Source organism: Brevibacterium sp. (assembly GCF_031179145.1).
Lineage (GTDB): Bacteria > Actinomycetota > Actinomycetes > Actinomycetales > Brevibacteriaceae > Brevibacterium.
Window position 1 is genome coordinate 119,816 of sequence record NZ_JAPSIB010000003.1, and the last position, 21,796, is coordinate 141,611.

The following is a 21,796-nucleotide window of genomic DNA, read 5'->3' on the forward strand; positions in this document are numbered from 1 at the left end:
AGACAGCGTTCAGAAGCGGTTGAGCAGCTCCTGCTCGGCGTCGGGATGGATTTCGCCCGTGTCCTTGTCCACGACAGATTCGACGCGCCCCTGCTGCTCCCATTCGGCCGCGATGACTCCCAGCTCCGCCTGAACGGCTTCCTGGCTGGCGCCGAAATGCTCGGAGTCGGAGATCTTAGCCATGGAGATCCTTCGTCGGGGTCTGTCCTGGCCTGTCGTCGTCGCCGGACATCTTCGACTTCATGTCTCCGCCGGCCTTCTTCGCTTCATGGCCTGCGGTCTTCAGTGCCTCCTCGGCCTTCTCCTGCACGACCGGCGCCTTCTCCTTCACGGTCTCCTGCATGTCGGAAACCCGGTCCTGAACCTTGGGGTCGTTCCACAGTTCCTGTGCCCGTGCTTTGAGCGATTCATAGCTCTGCCGTCCCGCTCGTGAACCGAGAACATAGCCGATCCCCATCCCTGCTGCCAGCAGAAGTTTGCCCTTCATGTTGCCTCCTTCTCTCGGATTTCCAATGGTGCTGTGAAGTCTCGCCCGGGTGCCGTGACTCTGATGTTGATCATCCCAGCGAGGGGATGTCCGCGCGCGATTCCGATTCCTCGGCTTCGGCCAGGGCCTCCCGCACTGCGGCGAGCATCTCGGTCGCCGACGCCTTCTCGGATTCGGAGCTCGTGTCGACGCGCACGACTGGACCGAATTCGAGCGGCGCACTGGTCCGCCACAGCTCGATGTCATTCGGATCGTCCTCGTGGATGCCGTGGCGGTCACGATTCTCATAGCGTTCGACGGCCTCTTCCAGCGGGGCATCACACCACACCTCGACAACCGCCCGGGCACCCGCCGTGCGCAGTCCTTCCCGGACACTGTCGCGATCACGCTCGATTGCCCAGAACGACTCGATCACCACCGTGTCGTCGACCAGAGAGGCAAGTTCCCATGCCACTCTGTGGGCCAGGTTGTGAGCGGGATCGCGGGGAAACCGATAGTTCACGGAATCCACCAGTCGTTCGAGCACCTCGTCGACGGACAGGAACGGAACGTCGGCCGCCTCGGCGAGTTCGGAGGCGAGTGTCGACTTGCCAGAGGCGGGAAGCCCATTGACCAGGATCACGGTTTCTGCCATCGTTCCATCCCTTTCCTACCGAATTCTGCTCTCACCGGTTGTCGATGAGGCTCGCTCGGTCGACCTTGCGATGGAACCGCATACCGGCCAGTCCGCCGAGGATCGCACCGACGAGTGTCACAACCAGGGCCACGAGGGCCGCGATGATGCTCCCGGTCGTCAGCTTGCTGAGGTCGGGGACCTGGGGAAAGCTGCTCAGCTGGGACATGACGTCGAATCGCGATCCCGTGATGAGGCCGATGACCGCCACGACGACGGCGATGACGACAGCCCACAGCCAGACGGCCACGCCCTGTTTGGCACCGTTGAACCGCGCCATTCGCCCGGCCACGTACCCGCCGCAATAATAGGCGATGAACAGGATCACGGCGACCACGATGGCCCCGATGATCCCCGCGGACTGAGGGTCACGCATGGCCTGGCCCACCGCATCGGTGCCGGTCGCTCCTCCGATGAGGGCACCCACCGCGCCGGCCAGCGCGGTCAGCAGGACCGCAGAGCCGACGGCGGTGAGCCAGCCGAAGAATGCCGAGCCGATCTTGACCCCTCCGAACGCCTCCTTCTCCCGCTCCACGAGGTGATCGCGCGGATCCCGCGCGGCCTCGCGGTCGGTGCCCCGATCCGGATCGTGGGCACCGTCGCGGTTGCGGTCGACGCCGTGGGCACCGAGGTGGTCACCGCGGTCCCTCCCGTAGCCGAGGTCGTTGCCGAATGCAGGGTCGTCCGACCCGTCGCGGGCCGGTCCTGGGTTCGTGCTCATGATGGCTCCCTCTTCAGGACTCGTGCAGTGTCATCCTCGACGTTCGCGGGGATCGATCCCTTCTCCGTCGGTCTCGATTCGCTCCTTCCGGACCTCGTCGCTGACGGTCTCCTCGTCGGTGACCCTCTCCTTGTCGAGGCGCACGCGTTCGACGGGGACCGTCTCCTTGTCGACGACCGGCCGCTCCTCGTGCAGGGTGACCTCGTGCTCTTCCTCGCTGATGGCGGGGCCGTCCAGGGCTTCGTCACGGTTGGCGTCCGTGATCGGCTCCCTCTCGACACGGACCTCTTCGCGCTCCACCGGCACAGTTCTGGTCTCGTTCTCCGTCACGACGTACTTGCGGAGGCGGGCCCGGCCGGTTTCGCGGGATTCCTTGCCGACGTGGAGCTCCTCTTCGGAGCGGGTCATCGCCTCATCCGTGGTCGGTCCCGAGGTGTCGTGTCCGACCGCACCACGGTCGGTGTCCCCGAGACCGCGGTCGGTTTGCCCTCCGGCAACGCCGCCCGCGGGGCCGCCGTCGGAGACGCTGTAGTACCGATACAGCTCCGCCTGCTCCTGCTCGCTGAGGTGACCCTCGGGATCGATGCTGGGAGCATCCTTGACCGTGTCCTTGTCGAATGCGATGCGGATGTCGTCACCGTCGATAGTCGCGCCGTCCAGGGGAGCGAAGGATTCCTTGGTTCCGAACAGTCCGGTGTTCGCAGTCACCCAGCTGGGCTCTCCCGTCCGGTCGTCGACGTAGACCTGGCCGATCGAGCCGATCTTGTCACCGTCGGGTCCGAGTACCTTGCCGCCGTTGTCGAGGATCTGCGCGATGTTCTGTTTGGTGATCATGGTGTTCTCCCTTGCAGTTGCGTTTGGTTCGGTGCTGCTGGAGCTGCGCCCCGGTCCGCGATCGGAAGTCCGCGGGACCGTTGCGCGTGGCCCCACCGTAACCACAGGCGGCAGTCAGCAGGAAGACCCGCGCGTTGACTCAGCGAAAACCACCGCGAAGTGACAAGTTCGTTTGCACCGGGGCACGAATTGCCCTGCTCAATCGTCCAGCACCGGCGGATCTTCCTCGGGCGAGCGCTCCGTCACGGTCCCACTGGGCTCCTCGCCTTCGAACAGGGCCACGGCAGCGTCGGCGACGGCAGAACCCGCTCCCGCATAGATGTTGACGATGGCTTCGACTCCTTCCTCTTCGAGGTGGTCAACCTGGTCAGGCCGCTGGACCACAGCGGCGATGTGCCCGTCGAAACCGGCTGCGCGCAGCTGGTCGAGAGCGAAGGCATTGGAGTCGTGGATGGCCATGGCCAGGATGACCGTGGGCACGAACCCGCCTGCCACAAGGCGCTGCCAGAACTCATGATCGGTCGCATCCCCTTCGAGGACATCGTAGCCCTGCTCCTTGAGGCGCGAGACCACCGCATGGTCGTTGTCGATGCCGATGACCCTGAGCCCACGATGGTCGACGAGCCGCGAATATGCCGCTCTGCCCACTCGCCCCATGCCGAGCACCACGACGTCGGCGCCGCTGGTGTCGATCGGGCGATCCTGTGGGCGCAGTTTCGTCGGCTTCTCATCCGGCATCAGGTCTTCGAAGAAGGCCGCGATCGCCAAGCTGTGAGCGTTGGCGACGGAGGAGATGATCATGCTCAGCGCCACTGCGAGCGAGATCGGGGAGATCCAGTGCTCGGCGAAGAGTCCGCCGGCCACCCCGACAACCACGACGATGATCGAGAACTCCGAGAAATTGCTCAGTGCCAGGCTGCTCCTGATGCTCGTCCGATTGCGAAGACCGAACAGGCGACCGAGCAGGACGAAGCCGATGAAGGTGAGGGGGATGAGGATGAGACAGAGCAGGCCGGCGAGCTCGAGGTCCTCCCAGGTCGGCGTCGACTCGATGCCGATGACGATGAAGAAGCCGACGAGGAAGAGCTCCTTGACGCTGAACAGCGCCTTCGAGAGTTCTATCGCTCGCGAGTGCGTGGCGAGGAGGGCACCCATGATGAGAGCGCCCAGGTCCCCGTGAATCCCGACGCTCTCGAAAGCGTAATAGCCGGGTCCCAGTGCGATGACCACCCCGAAGAGCACGAGCAGTTCCCCGTGCCCGATTCGATCGAGCACCCTGCGGACGACCCACATCACGGGAATCACCAGGATCAGTGCGAACGCCCACAAACTCGGTGGTTCGTCTCCCGTCAGCGTGAAGAACACGACTGCGGCGAGATCCTGGATGACGAGGATCGCGATCGCCGTCTGCCCGTAGTAGGAGCCGTCGTCGGAACGCTCCTCGAGAACTTTGACACAGAGCACGGTCGAGGAGAACGACAGGGCGAAGCCGAGCAGAGCCAGGGTCCGCCAGTCACCGTCGAGGTCGGCGATTCCGATGGTGACCGCCAATGCGACGGTGACGCCGCCGAGGATGACACTGGCGAACATATGGATCAGCGCAGTTCCGTACGCTTCCGGATGCAGCAGTGAGCGCAGGTCGAACTTGAGACCGATGGTGAACAGGAGAAGGGTCACCCCGAGGTTGGCCAGTTCTTCCAATCCGGGGAAGAGCGCGACGTCCAGCGCGCCGAGGAGGAAGCCGGCACCGAGGAACCCGACGAGGGCGGGCACTTTGATCTCGTGGGCAAGCACGCCGAAGACCGCGGCGACGACGATGGTCAGGACGATGTCATGCACGTGCATCCCCTCTTCCGCGACAGCGGCGATTCGACCTCACGGCCGAACCGCGGGCAAGAGGTACTGGCTTCTCTCACCAAGCTACCGTGAGAAGCCGCTTCACGGGTCCATCTGTGCACAACGAATTGGGGTCAATGATCCTGACGTCACTCGGGGCCCGAACCTCTGCGAGCTGATGTCGGAGGTTGAAGGGCATCTCGCGAGCCGCGGCTCATCCCGTACGTGGGAAGTCACCATTCCGCCGCTCCACGGCTTCTCGCAGGTGGGACATGTTGGCATTCTCCTGGTGGCGGACTCGGTGAATGAACCACATCGACTGGAACCACCTCTCCGCGCAGGGCCGACGCGGTGGACACGACGAAGGCCTCGGACCAAATCGGTCCGAGGCCTGTGCCGCGAGTGCTGTCTCAATGCTTCTCGAGTGGAGGTAAGGGGACTCGAACCCCTAACCCCCTGCTTGCAAAGCAGGTGCGCTACCAATTGCGCCATACCCCCGGAGGCGACAGTGCATCGCTCCAGCAGTGTTCATCCTACTCGCTCGGTCACTGAGGGGACAATCGCCGCCTCTCAGCCTGCGAAGGTCTCGTCCAGCGCGCAGGAGATGTCAGCGATGAGGTCAGCCGGATCCTCGAGGCCGACGGACAGACGCAAGTGGCCGAATCGACGGAATTCCTCGGGGTAGCTCTCAGATCCTCCGCGAGCGTCACCGCCGACATGGACGATGAGGCTCTCATCGTGTCCCAGTGAGAACGCCGAGGTGATGACGCGCAGGCGGGACACGAATCGGTTCTGAGTGTCCGTGTCGCCGGCGACGGCGAACGCCATCATCGCACCGAATCCTCGAGCGCCGAACTGACGGAGGGCGAGATCGTGCTGCGGGTGGGACCTCAGTCCCGGGTAACGGACATAGGCAATGCGTGGATCCTGTTCGATGAATCGTGCCACTGCCATCGCGGAATCCATGTGCTGGCGCAAGCGCAGCGGCAGAGTCACCGAGCCCCTCATGATCAGCCAGGCATTGAATGGGGAGATCGTTCCACCGACATCGACCATCGCCTCCGACTTGAGCCTCGAGATCAGAGATGAGGCACCAATCACTGCTCCGCCCATGGAGTCTCCATGGCCGTTGATGAATTTCGTCAGCGAATGGATGACGAGGTCGGCCCCATGGTCGAGCGGTCGGAACAGGGGCGGGGGCGTGAAAGTCGAATCGATCGACAGCAGAGCCCCCGCAGAGTGTGCGAGATCTGCGAGCGCCGAGATGTCGACGACTTTCGTGGTCGGATTGGCGATGGCCTCGGCGTGGATGAGCTGCGTGTTCGGCCGAATGGCCGCGCGCACGGCGTCCATATCGGTGAGATCGACGAAACTCGCCTCGATCCCGTACTTCCTCGGCAGCAGATCGGTCAGCAGCTTCCACACGGCTTCATATGTGACGTCTCCGACGACGACGTGATCGCCCGAATTGAGGAAGGTGAAGAAGACGCTGTGGATCGCGGCCACTCCGCTGGCGAGCACAGCCGCCTCCTCGCCTCCCTCAAGAGCTGCGAGCTTCTTCTGCAGACCGATCTGGTTGAGTCCCGAGTTGCGGGTGTAGGCGAGCACCTCGGTACCCGACCAATCCATGTCGGAAGGATCCTCGGGCAAGCGGTAGGAATTGCCCATCACTATGGGAGTTCGGATGGCAGCCGTCCCGTCGGCCTCGTTTCCGCCGTGGACGGATTGGGTGGCGAAGGCGAGGGAGCCGGGATTGCGTTTGTCGGGGCGCCGCGATTCTTCGCGACCGGCGATGAGATTCTCCAACTGCGACTCAGACGGTCTTGCGGATGCCGTCGAGCAGCGGCTTGAAGACCAATCCGCCGAGCAGCGCGCCGACGATTGGGAAGACCAGGAACGCCCACAGCTGGATGAGGGATTCGCTTCCGCCGTAGATTGCGGCCGCGATCGAGCGGGCGGGGTTGACCGAAGTGTTCGATACGGGGATCGAGACGAGGTGGATCAGTGTCAGGCTGAGCCCGATCGTCAGGCCGGCGGCGGCGGGCGTCGACCGGGGTGCGGTGGCTCCGAGGATGACGATGACGAACACCGCGGTGAGAACGATCTCGACGAGGGCCACGGACAGCAGCCCATAGCCGTCGGGGGAAGCCGCCCCATAGCCGTTGGACGCGAAGTTCTTCAGGTCCGCACCATCGCGTCCGGTGGCGATGAGGAAGAGCAGGGTGCTCGCGATGAGGCCGCCGATGATCTGAGCGCCGATGTAACCGGGCACGTCTCTCCACGCGAACCGGCCGGCGGTGGCCAGGCCGACGGTGACGGCGGGGTTGAAGTGGCCGCCGGAGATCGGGCCGAAGGAATAGGCGCCGACGACCACTGTGAGTCCGAAGGCAAGGGCGACTCCGAGGAAGCCGACGTGCTCACCGGCGAGAACCGCGGTGCCGACACCTCCGAGGACCAGGAGGAATGTGCCCAGCGCCTCGGCGCCCCAACGGGCTCCCGTGCTCGGCAATTGCGATTCGATGTCCACTGCGTGTGCTTCGGTATCCACGTGTCTGTCCTTCTCAGAGGGGAGCAGTGAACGGACACCCTCACTCAGACCAAGGCACTCCGCTGTCCTGCAGGTTCACTTCAACGTAGCACCGAACTGACGCTTTCAGCGGCTCGTTCACCGGATATTTACAGAAACGTTCTTTGCGAGTGCTCGCACTCAGTGCTCATCTCTCCGTCTTCAGCGATTGCGGATCCTCAGATCCGGGCGCCGCCTTCCCGCCGAGAGTCTCGATCTGCTGAGTCAGCGCCGCGATCGTGGCCTCGAGGGCATGGATGTGGGCGACGGTGGCCGATTGGTTCTCCTCCGCATCCGTCGACACCTTCTCGACAATCCAGGACGCCAGCGTTCCGGTGACGACACCGAGGAGTGCGATTCCTCCCAGCATCAGGCACACCGCGAGCATCCGCCCCACCCCGCTCACCGGTGCCATGTCCCCGTAGCCGACGGTGGTCACGGTGACGAAGGCCCACCAGATGGCGTCGCCGAACGTGTTGATCGCCGATTCGGTCCCGCGTTCGGCGTCGAGGACGGCAAGCGCTGCGGCATAGACGAGCAGTGCCGACGCCGAGGCGGTGTAGATGAGGATCCGACCGCGCACAGCTGTGCCGACGGTCCGGTTGAGGATGTGGATGACCGTGATCGCGCGCAGCACGCGCAGGGGCCGCAGCAGCGGCAGGACGATGACGGCGAGGTCGAAGAGATGGTGACGGAACCACGCCCACCTGTCGTCGGCGAGATACAGGCTGACAACATAATCGGCGACGAAGACGAACCACGGGATGATGACCAGGGCCACGGCGATGTCGGCACGCGTACTGGTCGGCTGTCCGATCACCTGCCAGCTGTAAGCGCCGAGGAAGATGAGCGCAGCCACCACAAGTGGCCATTCCATGATGTGCTGCCAACGGTCTGAGTTCACGACGACGACTCTAGTTCAGTTCGCTCCGATCGAGGTCTCCATCACAGGTTCTGAAAATCTCTGCGCGATCCTGTCCGATTGCGGCTCAACTTTCATGTTAATACCCATTGACACGAATACTCCGGGCTCCCATACTGAGAAGCATGACCAGCCGTGCCTACCGGATGACCGCGCGAGCCGAGGCTGTGGAAAGCACTCGGCGCGGCATTCAGGATGCGTACGTGGAACTCACCTCCGAACGCCTGTTCGCCACGATCTCGCTCAACGATGTTGCTCAGCGAGCAGGTGTCAGCGTGCAGACGATTCTGCGACACTTCGGGACCAAGGAACGACTGCGTGAGGAGACTGTCGCCTACATGGCCGCGGTTGTCACCTCCGAACGGAGAGCTTCCGACAGCACCATCGACGATGCTGTTGCTGTCCTCGTCGACCACTATGAGAAACGCGGGGCCATGATGCTGATGCTCCTCGCTCAGGAACGCACTGATGACTTCGCGGCCCAGATCGCGAAGACAGGACGTGATCTGCACCGGCGCTGGGTCAGAAACTCCTTGGCTCCCGACGACGATGCAGATCTCCTCGACCTTCTCATCGTTGCCACTGACCTCTCCACGTGGAAACTGCTCCGCCATGATCATGGCCGGAGCGTCGAAGCCACCCAATCTCGGATCAAGCATCTGGTCACAGCGATCCTCGCCATGGCCGGGAAGGACTGACCATGTCCAGCATCGTCTTCGTCACGTGGGATGGCGGAGGCAATCTGCCGCCCATGCTCGCTGTCGCCGGTGAGCTGTCGGCACGCGGGCACTTCATCACCTTCCTCGCCCATCCGGGGCAAGAGCGAACCATCAGAGATGCAGGCCTGGCGTTCTCCGCGTACTCCGAGGCGAACACCGGGCTCCGCGAGCTCAGTCTCTTCGCTGATCGCGGACATGGGACAGACGTCCTCCGGTGGGTCGAGCAGAACCGTCCCGATCTCGTCATCGTCGACTGCTTCCTCTTCGGCGTCATGGAGACGCTGATGAGCGCCGGCAGGCAATATGCCGTGTTCGTCCATCTCTTCGACGGCTATCTCAGGCCGGCGCTGCGCGGGCCGTTCGGAATCGTCCTCCGTCTCAAAGGCGTTCGTGGACTTCGCGTTCTCAACTGGTCCATCGGGACGGTGGCGACGAGTTGGGAGCGCCTCGATCCCCAGCGCGACCATGTCGTCCACGTCGGTCCCGTCACCGGAGGCGTCCCGTCGATTCCGTCGAGCCCTCCGACTGTGCTCCTCAGCCTGAGCACCTATCCCTACAGACACCTCACTGACCTGTGGCAGGAGCTGTTCGATGCAGTCGAAGGCATGCCCATTCGAGCCATTGCCACGCTCGGACCGCACGTGACACCGGAGCAGCTCACCATTCCGGACTCGGTGGAGGTCCATGAATGGCTGCCTCACCACGCCGTGATGCCGAGCGCGTCCCTGGTGGTCACACACGGCGGTCACGGCACAGCAATGACGGCGCTGGCCCATGGTGTTCCGGTTCTCATCCTGCCGCTGGACCTGCGCACGGACCAGTCCGCTGTGGGTCGGGCAATACAGGCAGCCGGAGCCGGTCGATTGATCAGCCGACGTTCGACTCCCGATCGGATCCGCCTCGCAATCACCGACCTCCTCACGGACGGTTTCGCACAGGCTGCGGCGAATCTGGGTGCAGAACTCCGAGCGCTCGACGGCCCCAGGGCAGGAGCAGACGCCTACGAGTCGATGCTCGATCCTTCTGTCCCCTGAGCCTCGACAGGATCACGGCATCGTCGCGAGCAGATCCCGGCAGGCCTGCTCGCAGGTCCGGCAGGCTTCGGCGCAGATGCGGCAGTGCTCATGGTGGTCCGCGTGTCGCTCACACTCATCGCCACAGGAGCGGCACGCCTGGACACAGGCCTCGAGCTGGGCACGGGCGACCTCGGCATTGTCACCGGTATGACGGGACAGCACGCGAGCGGTGGTCGCGCAGATATCGGCGCAGTTGAGATCGGTCCGAATGCACTCTCCCATTCGGGCATCCTGCTCCTCGCCGCTCAGGCAGGCGTCTGCGCAGACGGTGCAGGCCTGCGCACAGGAAAGGAGAGCGTCGACCGTGCGCGTCAGGAGCTCTCGGTCAAGCCTGGTCTCGGACGGATGGGAGTTGAACATCTCGGCAGTCGTCATGGCTACCTCCCTTGTCGGTCGGTGGCGACGCCGCGCTGACCGCGACGCCGCGGTTGCTGTTTCGATCGTTACGCATCATGATCCGGAGCGCAACCGGTGCAGTCCATTCCCCGTGCTCTTCCGGTGCCTCACCGTTGCCCGACGTCGAGGCGCATCACGACTCGCCTGACTCCGCCCACCTCAGACAGGGTGTCCGCGACCTTCGTGAAGCCGGCTGCCTCGAACATAGACCGCAGTCCCGGGTAGGTGAAGATCGGGGGCATCTTCTCCGAGGTGTCGAGAGGGTAGCCTTCGACCACCTCGGCGCCGTTGTCACGGGCGAAGCCGATCGCCCCGCGCAGCAGCTCCCGGCCCATACCCCTGCGGCGGCGCCTGGCCCTGGCCCGCAGGCAGAGAATCGACCACGGCTCGATATCGTCGATCCGCGGGAATCGACCGGAGTCGGCCAGTTCGGCGAACTCGGACCGGGGCGCCACGGCTGCCCAGCCGATCACCTCGTCGTCGAGGTAGCCGAGGACTCCGGGAGGTGGGGTGCGTGCACACAGCTCGCTCATGGTCTCGTCTTTTCCAGCTGTGAGAGGGAGGGGAGGCGAGTGGGATCGGCCAGCACGTCGAGGGAGACGATCGTCCCATCGACGATGGTGAACGCCATAACGGCGACCACCCGCGAGCTGTGGATCGCGGCAAGTCCGGGACGACCGTCGATGAGGACCGGGATCGACCGGGCGGCGAGGCTGCCCAGCATCACTGCCTGCGCCGCGATGTCGCCGGCACCGGCGATCACCTCGCTCCGTTCGCCGTAGTCGGCACGCAGAACCGCGTTGTCATCGAGCAGCTCGAGGAGGACGCGGAGATCCCCGTCCTCGACTGCGCGCCGCCAGGCGTGGACGAGGCGCATTCCGCGGCGGCTCTCCGCCTCCCTCGGTCCCTCATGCTCGCGGAGGCGACGCCTGGCGCGGGAGGCGAGCTGACGTGCGGCCTGCGGCGAACGGTCGACCACCTCGGCAATGGAATCGAAGGACTGGGCGAACACGTCGTGCAGGATGAAGGCGATTCTCTCCGCCGGCGACAGAGTGTCCAGGACCATGAGCAGGGCGACGCCGATCCGGTCGGCTTCGATGACGGCCTCGGCAGGATCCGGAGCGGGGTCGACCGGTTCTGTCCAGGACTCCACCTGCCACGAGCTCTCGCGGGTGCGCCGCGGCGCGCGCAGCAGATCGAGACAGACCCGGGAGGTCACCGTGGTCAGCCAAGCGTTCAGGTTCTCGATCGTCGAGGGGTCGCTGCGGGTCAGGCGCAGCCACGTCTCCTGGACGGCATCCTCGGCATCGACGGTCCCGCCGAGCAGCTGAACGGCAAGTGCGCGCAGCCGGGGCCGCTGCTCCTCGAACGTCTCCGCCAGTTCCATGTCACATCTCCTCGTCCTCGCTCGTCATGGTGATGACGGTCGAACAGGCCGTGGTGTGACGAAGGAAGGACGATCATGACCAAACCGATTCTGGTGACCGGTGGCACGGGGAACATCGGCAGCCGCGTGGTGCGGATGCTGCGTGAGGCCGACCGTGAGGTACGCATCCTCACTCGTCGTCCCCACTCTAACTCTCCCGGCGTCGACTATGTGAGCGGCGACACAGTGAAGAACCGAGCCCTCGCCGAGGCGGTGGCGGGAGTGGACACGATCATTCACCTCGCCGGTGGTCCCCGGGGAGACGAGGTGGCGGCCGCCAATCTCGTCGCTGCGGCGCAGGGTGCCGGGGTCGAGCACGTGGTGCTCATCTCCGTCATCGGGGCCGATCGAATGCCCATCGGCTATTTCCGGCGCAAAGCCGAGGCTGAGGGCATCGTCATGGGCTCGGGGATGCCGTGGACGATACTTCGGGCCGCCCAACTCCACGACTTCGTCCTGCCGATCGTCCGGACCCTGTCGACTCTCCGTGTGGTCCCGCGCGATCTGCGGTTCGAGCCCGTCGACGGCGACCAGGTGGCGGCCCGGCTGACCGCTCTCGCGCTGGGAGAACCTTCCGGGCATGTCCCGGACATCGCCGGTCCACACGTGGAAGAGGCGCGGGACCTGGTCAAGACCTACAACCAGGCCCAGGGTCGTCGGCGGCCGCTGCTGACAGTTCCCCTCATCGGCGTGATCGGTCGGGCGTATCGCAGTGGCGCCAACCTCGGCGATGCCTCCACCATGCGTGGAAGCCTCTCATGGGAGGAGTATCTGATGAGGCAGACCGGTGCTCTGCTCGCAGGACGTGATTGATCAGCGGAAGACGGTTCCCGTTCCGCAGGCACAGACCCGGAGACGAGAACTGCCCCGCCGGATGACGGGGCAGTTCTCGATATTCTGTGGAGGTAAGGGGACTCGAACCCCTAACCCCCTGCTTGCAAAGCAGGTGCGCTACCAATTGCGCCATACCCCCTGAAACGGGCGATCACCCTACACCGAGTCGGTGTATTTGGACCATTCGGCCTGGGCACTCTGGTTCCTGTGCCGCCACCGGAAGAACACTCCCAATCCCACCAAGGTGAGACTGCTGAGAATCCACTTCTTCATGATCCTCCTCGAAAGGGTGTGGGCCTACCTGGACTTGAACCAGGGACCTCTTCGTTATCAGCGAAGCGCTCTAACCGCCTGAGCTATAGGCCCTTTCGGGGGTGAACCCGAAGTAAAAATATACCGGTCGCGCCTCGGCAAACACAAATCCGGCGGCAGTGACTCCAGTCACAGGCCGCTGGATCGGTGAGATCCGCAAGAGATCAGTCGTCGGTGAGGGTCAGGTGGAAACCGCCGGCGATGAGCGAACCGATGTTGTAGAGGAACGCCGCCAGGGTCGACAGCGCGGTCAGCAGCACGATGTTGATGACGGCGATGATGAACCCTGCGGCCACGACCCGGCCGAACGCGAAGATGCCGAGGAGCCTCTCGGCGGACTCAGCACCTGCCAGCTCGGTCATCGTGGCTTCCATCGAACTCATCACACCGGTCGCCTGGAGCACGATCCAGAGGACGATGAAGGCGACGATCGTGGCGATGCCGATGGCCACGGAGATGAGGAAGGACATCTTCATCACCGACCAGGGGTCGATGGCGGAGACGGTGAGGCGAACGGTCCGCGGACCCTTCTTCTTCTTGCCCTTACCGCTCTCGACCATGTTCTTGACGCCCATCTTGACGCCGCCGGAGCTGGCCCGCACGGTATTGGCCGCGGCGGCCATCTTCGAGGTGGCCGCGTTGCCGCCGGATCCGGTCTGCTGGCCTCCGCTCGGCTGTGAGCCGGTGGTCTGCGCACCGCCGCCAGTGGCTGAACCCGCACCTGTGGTCGGGCCGGAGCCGGTGGTCGAGCCCGAACCGGAGGCCGGGCCGGACCCGGACTGCGGTGCCGCTTTGGGCGCAGGAGGCGCGACGACCGTGGGAGGACCACTCGTCTTCGCGGACTTCGCCCCAGCAGAGGGGGTCGGGGACTGACCACCCGAGGACTGACGCGGCGCCGGTGACTGCCGGGGTCCGGCAGGCTGGCCGTTGGGCGAACCTCCCGGGGTCTCCGGCTTGTCCTCAGTCGTCGCCGATCCCGCGGTCAAGCGAGTCGAGCCGCTCGAAGTCCTGATGATCTTGCCTGAGCCTGGCTTCTTGTTCTCGCTCACTCTTCCACATCCTCGCTGCCGGCCTGAGGCACTGCGACCTCACCCTCCGGTACGTCGGCTTCGTCTTCAACTACGGTCTCGGGTCCACGGGTTACTGCGATGATACGGTCATTCTTCCCCGGCTTCGCGAACACCACACCCATGGTGTTGCGTCCCTTCGCAGGAACTTCGTCGATATTCGACCGGACAACCTTACCGCGTTCCATCACGACCAGGACTTCTTCACCCTGTTCGACGATGAGCCCGCCCACCAAGTCTCCGCGTTCCTCCGTGATCTTGGCAACTCGGATGCCGAGCCCGCCGCGGCCCTGCAGCCGGTATTCGTCGACCGGAGTCCGCTTGGCGTAGCCGCCCTCGGTGACGATGAAGACGTACCTGTCGGGCTGGACGACGTCCATCGTCAGCAGCTCATCGTCGTCACGGAACTTCATTCCCGTGACCCCCGAGGTGACGCGGCCGAGAGGCCGGATCGTCTCGTCGTCGGCGGCGAACCGGATCGACATGCCCTTGCGGGAGATGAGCAGCAGGTGGTCCTCGGGACCGACGATCCGCGCCGAGACCAGTTCGTCGGGCTGACCGTTGTACTCACGCAGGTTGATGGCGATGACGCCACCGGTGCGGTTCGAGTCGTACTCACTCAGGCGGGTCTTCTTCACGACGCCGGAGCGGGTGGCGAGGATGAGGAACTCGGCATCGTCGTAGTCGCGGATCGACAGCACCTTGGCAATCGTCTCACCCGGCTGCAGAGCGAGGAGGTTCGCAACATGCTGGCCCTTGGCGTCGCGGGAACCCTCGGGGATCTCGTAGGCCTTGGCGCGGTAGACGCGACCGGTGTTGGTGAAGAACAGCAGCCAGTTGTGTGTGGAGGTGACGAAGAACTGTTCGACGACATCGTCACCGCGCAGCTGCGCCCCCCTGATTCCCTTGCCCCCACGATGCTGGGCCCGGTAGAGCGAGGTCTGCGTGCGCTTGGCATAGCCGCCGCGGGTGATCGTGACCACGACCTCCTCCTCGGGGATGAGGTCCTCCATGGAGACGTCGCCGTCGAATCCGGCCAGGATCTTCGTCCGGCGGTCATCGCCGAAGCGTTCGACGACCTCGTCGAGCTCCTCGGACACGATCTCCCGCTGGCGGGCTGGAGTTTCGAGGATGTGCTTGTACTCGGCGATCTGCGTCTCGATCTTGTCGGCCTCTTCCTGGATCTTCAAGCGTTCCAGGGCGGCCAGACGACGCAGCTGCAGATCGAGGATCGCATTCGCCTGCAGCTCGTCGACGTCAAGCAGCTCCATCAGACCCGACCTCGCCTCATCGGAGGAGGGCGAGCGGCGGATCAGGGCGATGACGGCGTCGAGGGCGTCGAGGGCCTTGAGGTAGCCGCGCAGGATGTGGGCGCGTTCCTCGGCCTTGCGCAGCCGGAACTTGGTGCGCCGGACGATGACTTCGATCTGATGCTTGACCCACAGGCGCAGGAACGAATCGAGGCTGAGCGTGCGCGGAACGTTGTCGACGAGCGCAAGCATGTTCGCGGAGAAGTTCTCCTGCAGCGAGGTGTGCTTGTAGAGGTTGTTGAGCACGACCTTCGCGACGGCGTCACGCTTGAGGACGATGACGAGGCGCTGGCCGGTGCGGCCCGAGGACTCGTCGCGCAGGTCGGCGATACCGGCCACCTTGCCGTCCTTGACGTAGGAGGCGATCTTCGCGGCGAGGGTGTCGGGGTTGACCATGTACGGCAGCTGGGTGACGACCAGGCAGGTGCGTCCCTGGATCTCCTCAACCTCGACGACGGCGCGCTGGGTGATGGAGCCGCGGCCCGTGCGGTAGGTGTCCTCGATGCCCTTGCGCCCGAGGATCGTGGCTCCCATGGGGAAGTCGGGACCCTTGACGAGACCGAGGAGCGCTTCGAGGGCCTCTTCCTTGCTCGCCTCGGGGTGGGAGAGCAGCCACTGGGCGCCGGCGGCGACCTCCCGCAGGTTGTGCGGCGGGATGTTCGTGGCCATGCCCACGGCGATGCCGGCGGAGCCGTTGACGAGAAGGTTGGGGAACCGCGAGGGCAGGACCACCGGCTCCTGGTTGCGGCCGTCGTAGTTGTCCTGGAAGTCGACGGTGTCTTCCTCGATGTCGCGGACCATCTCCATGGCCAGAGGCGCCATCTTGCACTCGGTGTAACGAGGGGCGGCGGCGCCGTCGTCGCCGGGCGAACCGAAGTTGCCCTGACCGGAGATGAGCGGGTAGCGCATCGTCCACGGCTGCACCAGACGCACCAGCGCATCGTAGATCGCCGTGTCGCCGTGCGGGTGGTACTGACCCATGACGTCACCGACGACGCGGGAGCACTTCGAGAAGTTGCGGTCCGGCCGGTAGCCGCCGTCGAACATCGCGTAGAGGACGCGACGGTGGACGGGTTTGAGACCGTCGCGCACGTCGGGCAGCGCGCGCCCGACGATGACGCTCATCGCATAGTCGAGGTACGACCTCTGCATCTCGAGATTGAGGTCGACCTGTTCGACCCGGTTGATCTCGGTTCCGGTTCCGGTTTCGTTCTCGTCAGCCAATCTGGGCTCTTTCCTTGCTTCTGCTCCGACGCAGCTCTCTCATCGGCAGCGGTTGAGTTCGTGAGGATTCGAATCACCCTCGCCGAGGCGGTCGCTGGGACTCGCGGTCACCTCGGCGGGGTGCGGGGATCAGATGTCGAGGAAGCGGACGTCCTTCGCATTCTCCTGAATGAACCGGCGGCGGGAGTCGACGTCGTCGCCCATGAGCACGGTGAAGATCTCGTCGGCGACGATCGCGTCGTCGAGCGACACCTGCTTGAGCAGCCGATGGTCGGGGTCCATCGTGGTCTCCCACAGCTCCTCGTAGTTCATTTCACCCAGACCCTTGTAGCGCTGGATCGCGAGGTCCTTCGGCAGTCTCTTGCCGGCGGCCTTGCCCTCCGTCAGCAGTCCGTCTCGCTCCTTGTCCGTGTAGGCGAACTGGTGCGGAGAGTTCGACCACTTGATCCGGTACAGGGGCGGGGTGGCCAGGTATACGTAGCCGTGCTCGATGAGGGGCTTCATGTACCGGAAGATCAGCGTCAGCAGCAGGGTGGTGATGTGCTGGCCGTCGACGTCGGCGTCGGCCATGAGCACGATCTTGTGATAGCGGAGCTTGTCGAGGTCGAACTCCTCGCCGATGCCGGTGCCGAAGGCGGTGATCATCGCCTGGACCTCGTTGTTGCCCAGCGCCCGGTCGAGGCGGGCCTTCTCCACGTTGAGGATCTTGCCGCGCAGCGGCAGAATCGCCTGCGTGTTGGGATTGCGGCCCTGCGCGGCGGAACCGCCGGCGGAGTCACCCTCGACGATGAAGACCTCAGAGATCTCCGGGTCCTTCGACTGGCAGTCCTTGAGCTTGCCGGGCATGCCCGAGGACTCGAGCAGGCCCTTGCGGCGGGTGGCTTCGCGTGCCTTCCGGGCCGCCAACCTGGCCTGCGAGGCCTGCAGCGACTTGCGGACGACGTCCTTGGCCTGGGCCGGATTGGACTCCAGCCAGTGCCCGAGCTCATCGCGGACGACTCTCTGCACGAAGCCCTTGACCTCGGAGTTGCCGAGCTTCGTCTTCGTCTGACCCTCGAACTGGGGATCGCCGAGCTTGACGGAGATGACCGCGGTCAGACCCTCGCGGATGTCATCGCCGGTGAGGTTCGGATCCTTCTCGCGCAGCAGCTTCTGATCGCGGGCATAGGCATTGATCAGCGAGGTCAGCGCGGTGCGGAAGCCCTCTTCGTGGGTGCCGCCCTCATGCGTGTTGATGACGTTGGCGTAGGTGTGCACGGACTCGTTGTACGCCGTCGTCCACTGCATCGCGATCTCGAGCGCCAGCGTCTCCTCCGCCTCCTCGGCCTCGAAGACGATGACGTCGGGATGGACGACCTCGGCCTTCTTCGTCGAGTTGAGGTACTGCACGTAGTCGAGCAGGCCGTGCTCGTAGAGGTACGTGGCCTCGCGCGGCTTGGCCTCGGCCGCCTCGTCCTCATCGATCTGCGGGTTGTCGTCGTCGACCTGCAGGTGCCGTTCGTCTCGCAGGCTGATCTGCAGTCCCTTGTTGAGGAACGCCATCTGCTGGAAGCGGGCCCGCAGGTACTCATAGGAGAACTCGGTGGACTCGAAGATGTCGGCGTCGGGCCAGAAGGTGACCGTGGTGCCGGTCTCGTCCGTCGGCGCCCCACGAGTCAGCTCACCGGTGGGGACGCCTCGGCGGAAGTCCATCGTCCAGACGTAGCCGTCGCGCTTGACCTCGACGTCGAGGCGCTCGGACAGGGCGTTGACGACGGTCGAACCGACGCCGTGGAGGCCACCGGCGACCGCATAGCCGCCACCGCCGAACTTGCCGCCGGCATGGAGGATCGTGAGGATCACCTCGACGGTGGGCTTGTTCTCCGTCGGGTGGATGGCCACGGGCATGCCGCGTCCGTTGTCGACGACGCGAACGCCGCCGTCGGCGAGGATCGTCACCTCGATGTGATCGCAGTGACCGGCCATCGCTTCGTCGACGGAGTTGTCGACGATTTCCTGCACGAGGTGGTGGAGACCGCGTTCCGAGGTCGATCCGATGTACATGCCAGGACGCTTGCGAACTGCTTCGAGACCTTCGAGTACCGTGATATCCCCGGCATCGTAATGGGACTGATCCTCGGTCGTCATGTGACTCCTTGTCCAAGTGAACGCTAACAGCCTCCTATTCTACCGCGCCGAGGCGTGAAATGCCCGTAAGCGGCCCCAGAGGGCCTATGTGCGGATATTTGGGCCGTCCGCAGTACCCCCGGACAGCAGAGGGTCGCGCTATCGCCGTTTAAGGCATTCTGTCGTTTTCGCCGAGGTGGTCCGGACACCGGCCGATCCACCGCGGAGCTCGGGTGGAGAACTGGGACGCGGATTCGTCGTATCCGTCCGGCCGCTCAGCCGTAGGTGTCGCGCGGACCGCGCCCCGACACACTGCGCCGGCCCTTCTTGAAGCTGCGGCCCTGCGGCCCGCGGATTTCGATCTCGGTGATCGTCCGCGACCCCAGCCCCGCCTCGAGGGCGGAGAGGATCGTGGGCTTGAGGACGCGCAGCTGCGTCGCCCACGTCGTCGAATCCGCGGCGATGACCAGGAGGGGAGGAGAGAAGTCGACCGGCTTGCAGTGCATGGCGACCTGGGTGCCGACGAGCTCCGGCCAGCGACCGAGGACTTTGCCGATGTCGATCGACGAACTCCACCCGCGTGAGGAGATGAGGTTGCCGAGCGCCGATGAGATCGTCGCCGGGTCCCGTTTGTCCTTGCCCGCCGAGGTGTAGGTGACGTCTCCGCGGATGCGGGTCCGGCGCCGGTGGGCGAAGATCCGCGCCTGGGTCACCTCCATCCGACGCACTCGGTCGAGGGCTTCGAGGGCGGCGACCGGAGTCGCCTCGTCGGGGATGATCCCGCTCATGTCGACTCCACCGGGAGCAGACGGGACTGACCGATTCTGGTCCCCTCGAGACCGGAGGGAAGGTCGGCGTCGACGGCAGCGGTGATGAGGACCTGTTCGGCTTCGGTGATCCGGGCGGCCAGCCGGTTCCGCCGCCCGGTGTCGAGTTCCGCGAAGACGTCGTCGAGGATGAGGATCGGCTGCTCTGCGGTCGATCCCGCGTCGGAGCTGAGCAGGTCCCACCCGGCCAGCTGCATCGCCAGCGCCAATGACCAGGTCTCCCCGTGAGAGGCGTAGCCCTTCGCGGGGTGATCTCCGATGGTGAGTGCGAGATCATCGCGGCCGGGGCCGTGCAGGGTCAGCCCGCGGTCGATCTCGGTGCTGCGCCTGCGCTCGAGTGCGGCGAGGAGGAGCTCCTGGCACTCACCGGCGGAGTCGGCCTGCGCGTAGTCGATCCGGGAGTCGTAGCGGGCCTGGATCCCCTGTCGTTCCAGCCGGGCATCGGCGGCGATGTAGGCGAAGTTCTCCTGGAGTGGGGCGACGATGTCGGCGAGGACCTTGATCCGGCCGAACACCAGCTCCGCCGCAGCCTCCGCGTATGCGATGTTCCAGATGTCCAGGGTCGCCTCCAGGCCGGGGTCGCGCTCTTCCCGCAGGCGTTTGAGGAGGGCGTTGCGCTGTTTGAGAGCCCGTTCGAAGTCAGCGATGACCGAGGCGTAGCGAGGATTCCGGGCGACGACCAGGGTGTCGATCCAGTTCCGGCGTTCGGCCGGCTCTCCGCGCACCAGGCTAAGGTCCTCGGGGGCGAAGACGACACAGGAGACGAGTCCGAGGATCTCCTTGAGCTTGACCGGAGACCGATTCACCCGCGCCCGGTTGGCTCCCTTCGCCTGGATCGACACGTCGACCACGGCATGGCGCTGCCCGCGGTTGACCAGCGCTGAGATCGACGCCATCTGCGCATCCTCATGGACGAGCGGGGCGTCGAAGGCGACCCGATGAGAGCGCAGATGCGCGAGATAGCCGATCGCCTCGACGATGTTGGTCTTGCCCGTGCCGTTGTCGGCGACGAAGGTGGTGACCCCCGGCTCGAACTCGAGATCGAGCTCGCGGTACGAGCGATAGTCACGAAGTGAGAGGCGGGATATCCACATTCAGATACGGGTGGGCATGAGCAAGTACCGGTACGACTCGTCGGCGGGGGAATCGAGGTCCTTCTGCCCGGAGATGATGACCGGCTTCATCGGCTGCGTGAATGAGAAGTTCACGTATGGGCTCTCCACAGCTGCCAGACCCTCGGCGATGTAATGCGGATTGAACCCGACGGTGATCGACTCACCCTGGAGAACCGCCTCGACGGCTTCCGACGCCTGCGCATCGTCGCCGGTTCCGGCGTGCAGCGTGAGCAGGCCGTCACTGACCTCGAAGCGCAGCGGAGTGTTGCGTTCGGCGACCAGGGACACACGACGCACGGCCTCACGCAGAACTCCGGTTTCGACGATCGCGTGGATCGGCACGGAGTCGGGGAACAGCGAGCGGACCTTCGGGTATTCGCCTTCGACGAGCAGCGAGGTGGTGACCCGTCCGGCCGAGGTGAAGGAGATGAGGTCCTTGCCGGAGTCGGTGCTCAGTCCGATCGTGACGTCACCGCCGAGGGACTTCGAGACATCGGACAGTGTGCGACCGCGCAGCAGCGCCACTGCGGAGACATCGGGACGGCCGGGATTCCACGTGAACTCACGCACCGCCAGACGGTAGCGGTCCGTGGCCAGGAGGGTGACCTTCTCGCCCTCGATCTCGACCCGCACGCTGGTGAGAATCGGCAGGGTGTCGTCCTTCGACGTCGCGATCGTCACCTGGGAGACCGAGTTCTGGAATTCGCCGGCGGACACGGTTCCGGAAGCATCGGGAACCTGTGGGAGCGAAGGATACTCCGCAACGGGCATCGTCATCAGGGAGAACCGGGAGGATCCACAGGTGACTTCGACCTTGGAGCCGATCTGCTCGAGGGTCACCTCCTGGTTGGGCAGGGCCTTGGAGATGTCGGCGAGGAGACGACCGGAGACGAGCACAGTCCCCGCGGATGCGACATCGGCGGAGATGTCCACCCGGGAGGAGACTTCGTAGTCGAAGACAGCCAGGCGGACAGTGCCGCCGGCTTCGGCTGTGATGAGGATTCCGGTGAGGACCGGAGCGGATGGGCGATTGGGGAGAGTCTTCGTGGCCCAGGTGACAGCGTCAGCGAGGACATCACGGTTGACTTTGAACTTCAGGGGCGATGCTTCGGCGTTCACTTTACTCCTTGGGGGTGTCCACCCGATGTACTCACGACTTCCCGGCTTCACGCTGCTCGGAAGACTCTACACAGCCTAGCCGAATTCCGGGTAACAGCGCAGGACAGGCCCGTTCCTCCCAGTTCCGCGTGAATCCGCCTCTGACAGCGATCGGCGGTGGGCAGATCTCGTATCCGAGAAACGCTCGTGACGTCATGTTCGAATATCCGGGACCCGCTCCAACCGC

21 protein-coding genes and 3 tRNA genes are annotated in these 21,796 nt (G+C 64.8%); 3 read left to right on the plus strand and 21 right to left on the minus strand.

Annotation, left to right across the window (positions count from 1 at the left end; genetic code table 11):
• Positions 1-9: 9 nt before the first annotated feature.
• The 10 genes from RIT73_RS03755 to RIT73_RS03800 all read right to left on the minus strand — a co-directional run bounded on the left by RIT73_RS03755 (position 10) and on the right by RIT73_RS03800 (position 8,021).
• Positions 10-183 carry a hypothetical protein gene (locus RIT73_RS03755; protein WP_309130716.1) on the minus strand — a complete coding sequence of 58 codons (174 nt, stop codon included), beginning with the start codon at positions 181-183 and terminating at the stop codon, positions 10-12.
• Complete coding sequence (locus RIT73_RS03760; protein WP_309130717.1) at positions 176-487, minus strand: YtxH domain-containing protein; 312 nt, start codon at positions 485-487, stop codon at positions 176-178. The genes RIT73_RS03755 and RIT73_RS03760 overlap by 8 nt, the downstream gene beginning before the upstream one ends.
• A gap of 70 nt (positions 488-557) precedes the next feature.
• Positions 558-1,121, minus strand: coding sequence for an ATP-binding protein (locus RIT73_RS03765; protein WP_309130718.1), 564 nt, complete (start codon positions 1,119-1,121; stop codon positions 558-560).
• 31 nt (positions 1,122-1,152) lie between these two features.
• Entirely contained in the window at positions 1,153-1,881 is a 729-nt protein-coding gene (locus RIT73_RS03770) for a hypothetical protein (protein WP_309130719.1), read from the minus strand.
• A gap of 30 nt (positions 1,882-1,911) precedes the next feature.
• Positions 1,912-2,715, minus strand: a complete 804-nt coding sequence (locus RIT73_RS03775; protein WP_309130720.1) for a YsnF/AvaK domain-containing protein — start codon at positions 2,713-2,715, stop codon at positions 1,912-1,914.
• A gap of 198 nt (positions 2,716-2,913) precedes the next feature.
• Positions 2,914-4,554: a cation:proton antiporter gene (locus RIT73_RS03780; protein WP_309130721.1), complete on the minus strand. Its 1,641-nt coding sequence runs from the start codon at positions 4,552-4,554 to the stop codon at positions 2,914-2,916.
• Positions 4,555-4,976: 422 nt separating this feature from the next.
• A tRNA-Ala gene (locus RIT73_RS03785) sits at positions 4,977-5,049 on the minus strand.
• A gap of 72 nt (positions 5,050-5,121) precedes the next feature.
• Positions 5,122-6,357, minus strand: coding sequence for an aminotransferase class I/II-fold pyridoxal phosphate-dependent enzyme (locus RIT73_RS03790; RefSeq protein ID WP_309130722.1), 1,236 nt, complete (start codon positions 6,355-6,357; stop codon positions 5,122-5,124).
• 7 nt (positions 6,358-6,364) lie between these two features.
• On the minus strand, positions 6,365-7,099 hold the full coding sequence (gene aqpZ, locus RIT73_RS03795; RefSeq protein WP_309130723.1) for an aquaporin Z: 735 nt from the start codon (positions 7,097-7,099) through the stop codon (positions 6,365-6,367).
• A gap of 166 nt (positions 7,100-7,265) precedes the next feature.
• Positions 7,266-8,021, minus strand: coding sequence for a potassium channel family protein (locus RIT73_RS03800; RefSeq protein WP_309130724.1), 756 nt, complete (start codon positions 8,019-8,021; stop codon positions 7,266-7,268).
• Between the two features lie 143 nt (positions 8,022-8,164).
• Here RIT73_RS03800 and RIT73_RS03805 point away from each other — a divergent pair, with 143 nt between their 5' ends.
• Positions 8,165-8,737 carry a TetR/AcrR family transcriptional regulator gene (locus tag RIT73_RS03805; protein WP_309130725.1) on the plus strand — a complete coding sequence of 191 codons (573 nt, stop codon included), beginning with the start codon at positions 8,165-8,167 and terminating at the stop codon, positions 8,735-8,737.
• Positions 8,738-8,739: 2 nt separating this feature from the next.
• Positions 8,740-9,792 carry a glycosyltransferase gene (locus RIT73_RS03810; protein ID WP_309130726.1) on the plus strand — a complete coding sequence of 351 codons (1,053 nt, stop codon included), beginning with the start codon at positions 8,740-8,742 and terminating at the stop codon, positions 9,790-9,792.
• A 12-nt stretch (positions 9,793-9,804) separates the two neighbouring features.
• On the opposite strand, the gene RIT73_RS03815 is transcribed toward RIT73_RS03810, so the two are convergent.
• From RIT73_RS03815 to RIT73_RS03825, 3 genes are all read right to left on the minus strand, one after another.
• On the minus strand, positions 9,805-10,209 hold the full coding sequence (locus RIT73_RS03815) for a four-helix bundle copper-binding protein (RefSeq protein ID WP_309130727.1): 405 nt from the start codon (positions 10,207-10,209) through the stop codon (positions 9,805-9,807).
• A gap of 128 nt (positions 10,210-10,337) precedes the next feature.
• Positions 10,338-10,763: a GNAT family N-acetyltransferase gene (locus RIT73_RS03820; RefSeq protein ID WP_309130728.1), complete on the minus strand. Its 426-nt coding sequence runs from the start codon at positions 10,761-10,763 to the stop codon at positions 10,338-10,340.
• Positions 10,760-11,617 carry a sigma-70 family RNA polymerase sigma factor gene (locus RIT73_RS03825; protein ID WP_309130729.1) on the minus strand — a complete coding sequence of 286 codons (858 nt, stop codon included), beginning with the start codon at positions 11,615-11,617 and terminating at the stop codon, positions 10,760-10,762. Before RIT73_RS03825 ends, RIT73_RS03820 begins: the two co-directional genes overlap by 4 nt.
• Before the next feature lie 75 nt (positions 11,618-11,692).
• On the opposite strand from RIT73_RS03825, the gene RIT73_RS03830 reads away from it, so the two are divergent.
• Positions 11,693-12,469, plus strand: coding sequence for an SDR family oxidoreductase (locus tag RIT73_RS03830; protein ID WP_309130730.1), 777 nt, complete (start codon positions 11,693-11,695; stop codon positions 12,467-12,469).
• A gap of 87 nt (positions 12,470-12,556) precedes the next feature.
• On the opposite strand, the gene RIT73_RS03835 is transcribed toward RIT73_RS03830, so the two are convergent.
• The 8 genes from RIT73_RS03835 to dnaN all read right to left on the minus strand — a co-directional run bounded on the left by RIT73_RS03835 (position 12,557) and on the right by dnaN (position 21,570).
• A tRNA-Ala gene (locus RIT73_RS03835) sits at positions 12,557-12,629 on the minus strand.
• Between the two features lie 153 nt (positions 12,630-12,782).
• Positions 12,783-12,856: transfer RNA gene (locus tag RIT73_RS03840), tRNA-Ile, on the minus strand.
• A 110-nt stretch (positions 12,857-12,966) separates the two neighbouring features.
• Positions 12,967-13,851 (minus strand): DUF3566 domain-containing protein, encoded by an 885-nt coding sequence (locus RIT73_RS03845; RefSeq protein ID WP_309130731.1) that lies wholly within the window; start codon positions 13,849-13,851, stop codon positions 12,967-12,969.
• Entirely contained in the window at positions 13,848-16,403 is a 2,556-nt protein-coding gene (gene gyrA / locus RIT73_RS03850) for a DNA gyrase subunit A (protein WP_309130732.1), read from the minus strand. The genes RIT73_RS03845 and gyrA overlap by 4 nt, the downstream gene beginning before the upstream one ends.
• 129 nt (positions 16,404-16,532) lie before the next feature.
• Positions 16,533-18,530, minus strand: a complete 1,998-nt coding sequence (gene gyrB, locus RIT73_RS03855) for a DNA topoisomerase (ATP-hydrolyzing) subunit B (RefSeq protein ID WP_309130733.1) — start codon at positions 18,528-18,530, stop codon at positions 16,533-16,535.
• 254 nt (positions 18,531-18,784) lie between these two features.
• Positions 18,785-19,297: a DciA family protein gene (locus RIT73_RS03860; protein ID WP_309130734.1), complete on the minus strand. Its 513-nt coding sequence runs from the start codon at positions 19,295-19,297 to the stop codon at positions 18,785-18,787.
• A complete protein-coding gene (recF, locus tag RIT73_RS03865) occupies positions 19,294-20,430 on the minus strand; it encodes a DNA replication/repair protein RecF (RefSeq protein WP_309130735.1) in 1,137 nt (378 codons plus the stop codon). The genes RIT73_RS03860 and recF overlap by 4 nt, the downstream gene beginning before the upstream one ends.
• Positions 20,431-21,570 carry a DNA polymerase III subunit beta gene (gene dnaN, locus RIT73_RS03870; protein ID WP_309130736.1) on the minus strand — a complete coding sequence of 380 codons (1,140 nt, stop codon included), beginning with the start codon at positions 21,568-21,570 and terminating at the stop codon, positions 20,431-20,433.
• Positions 21,571-21,796: the final 226 nt, after the last annotated feature.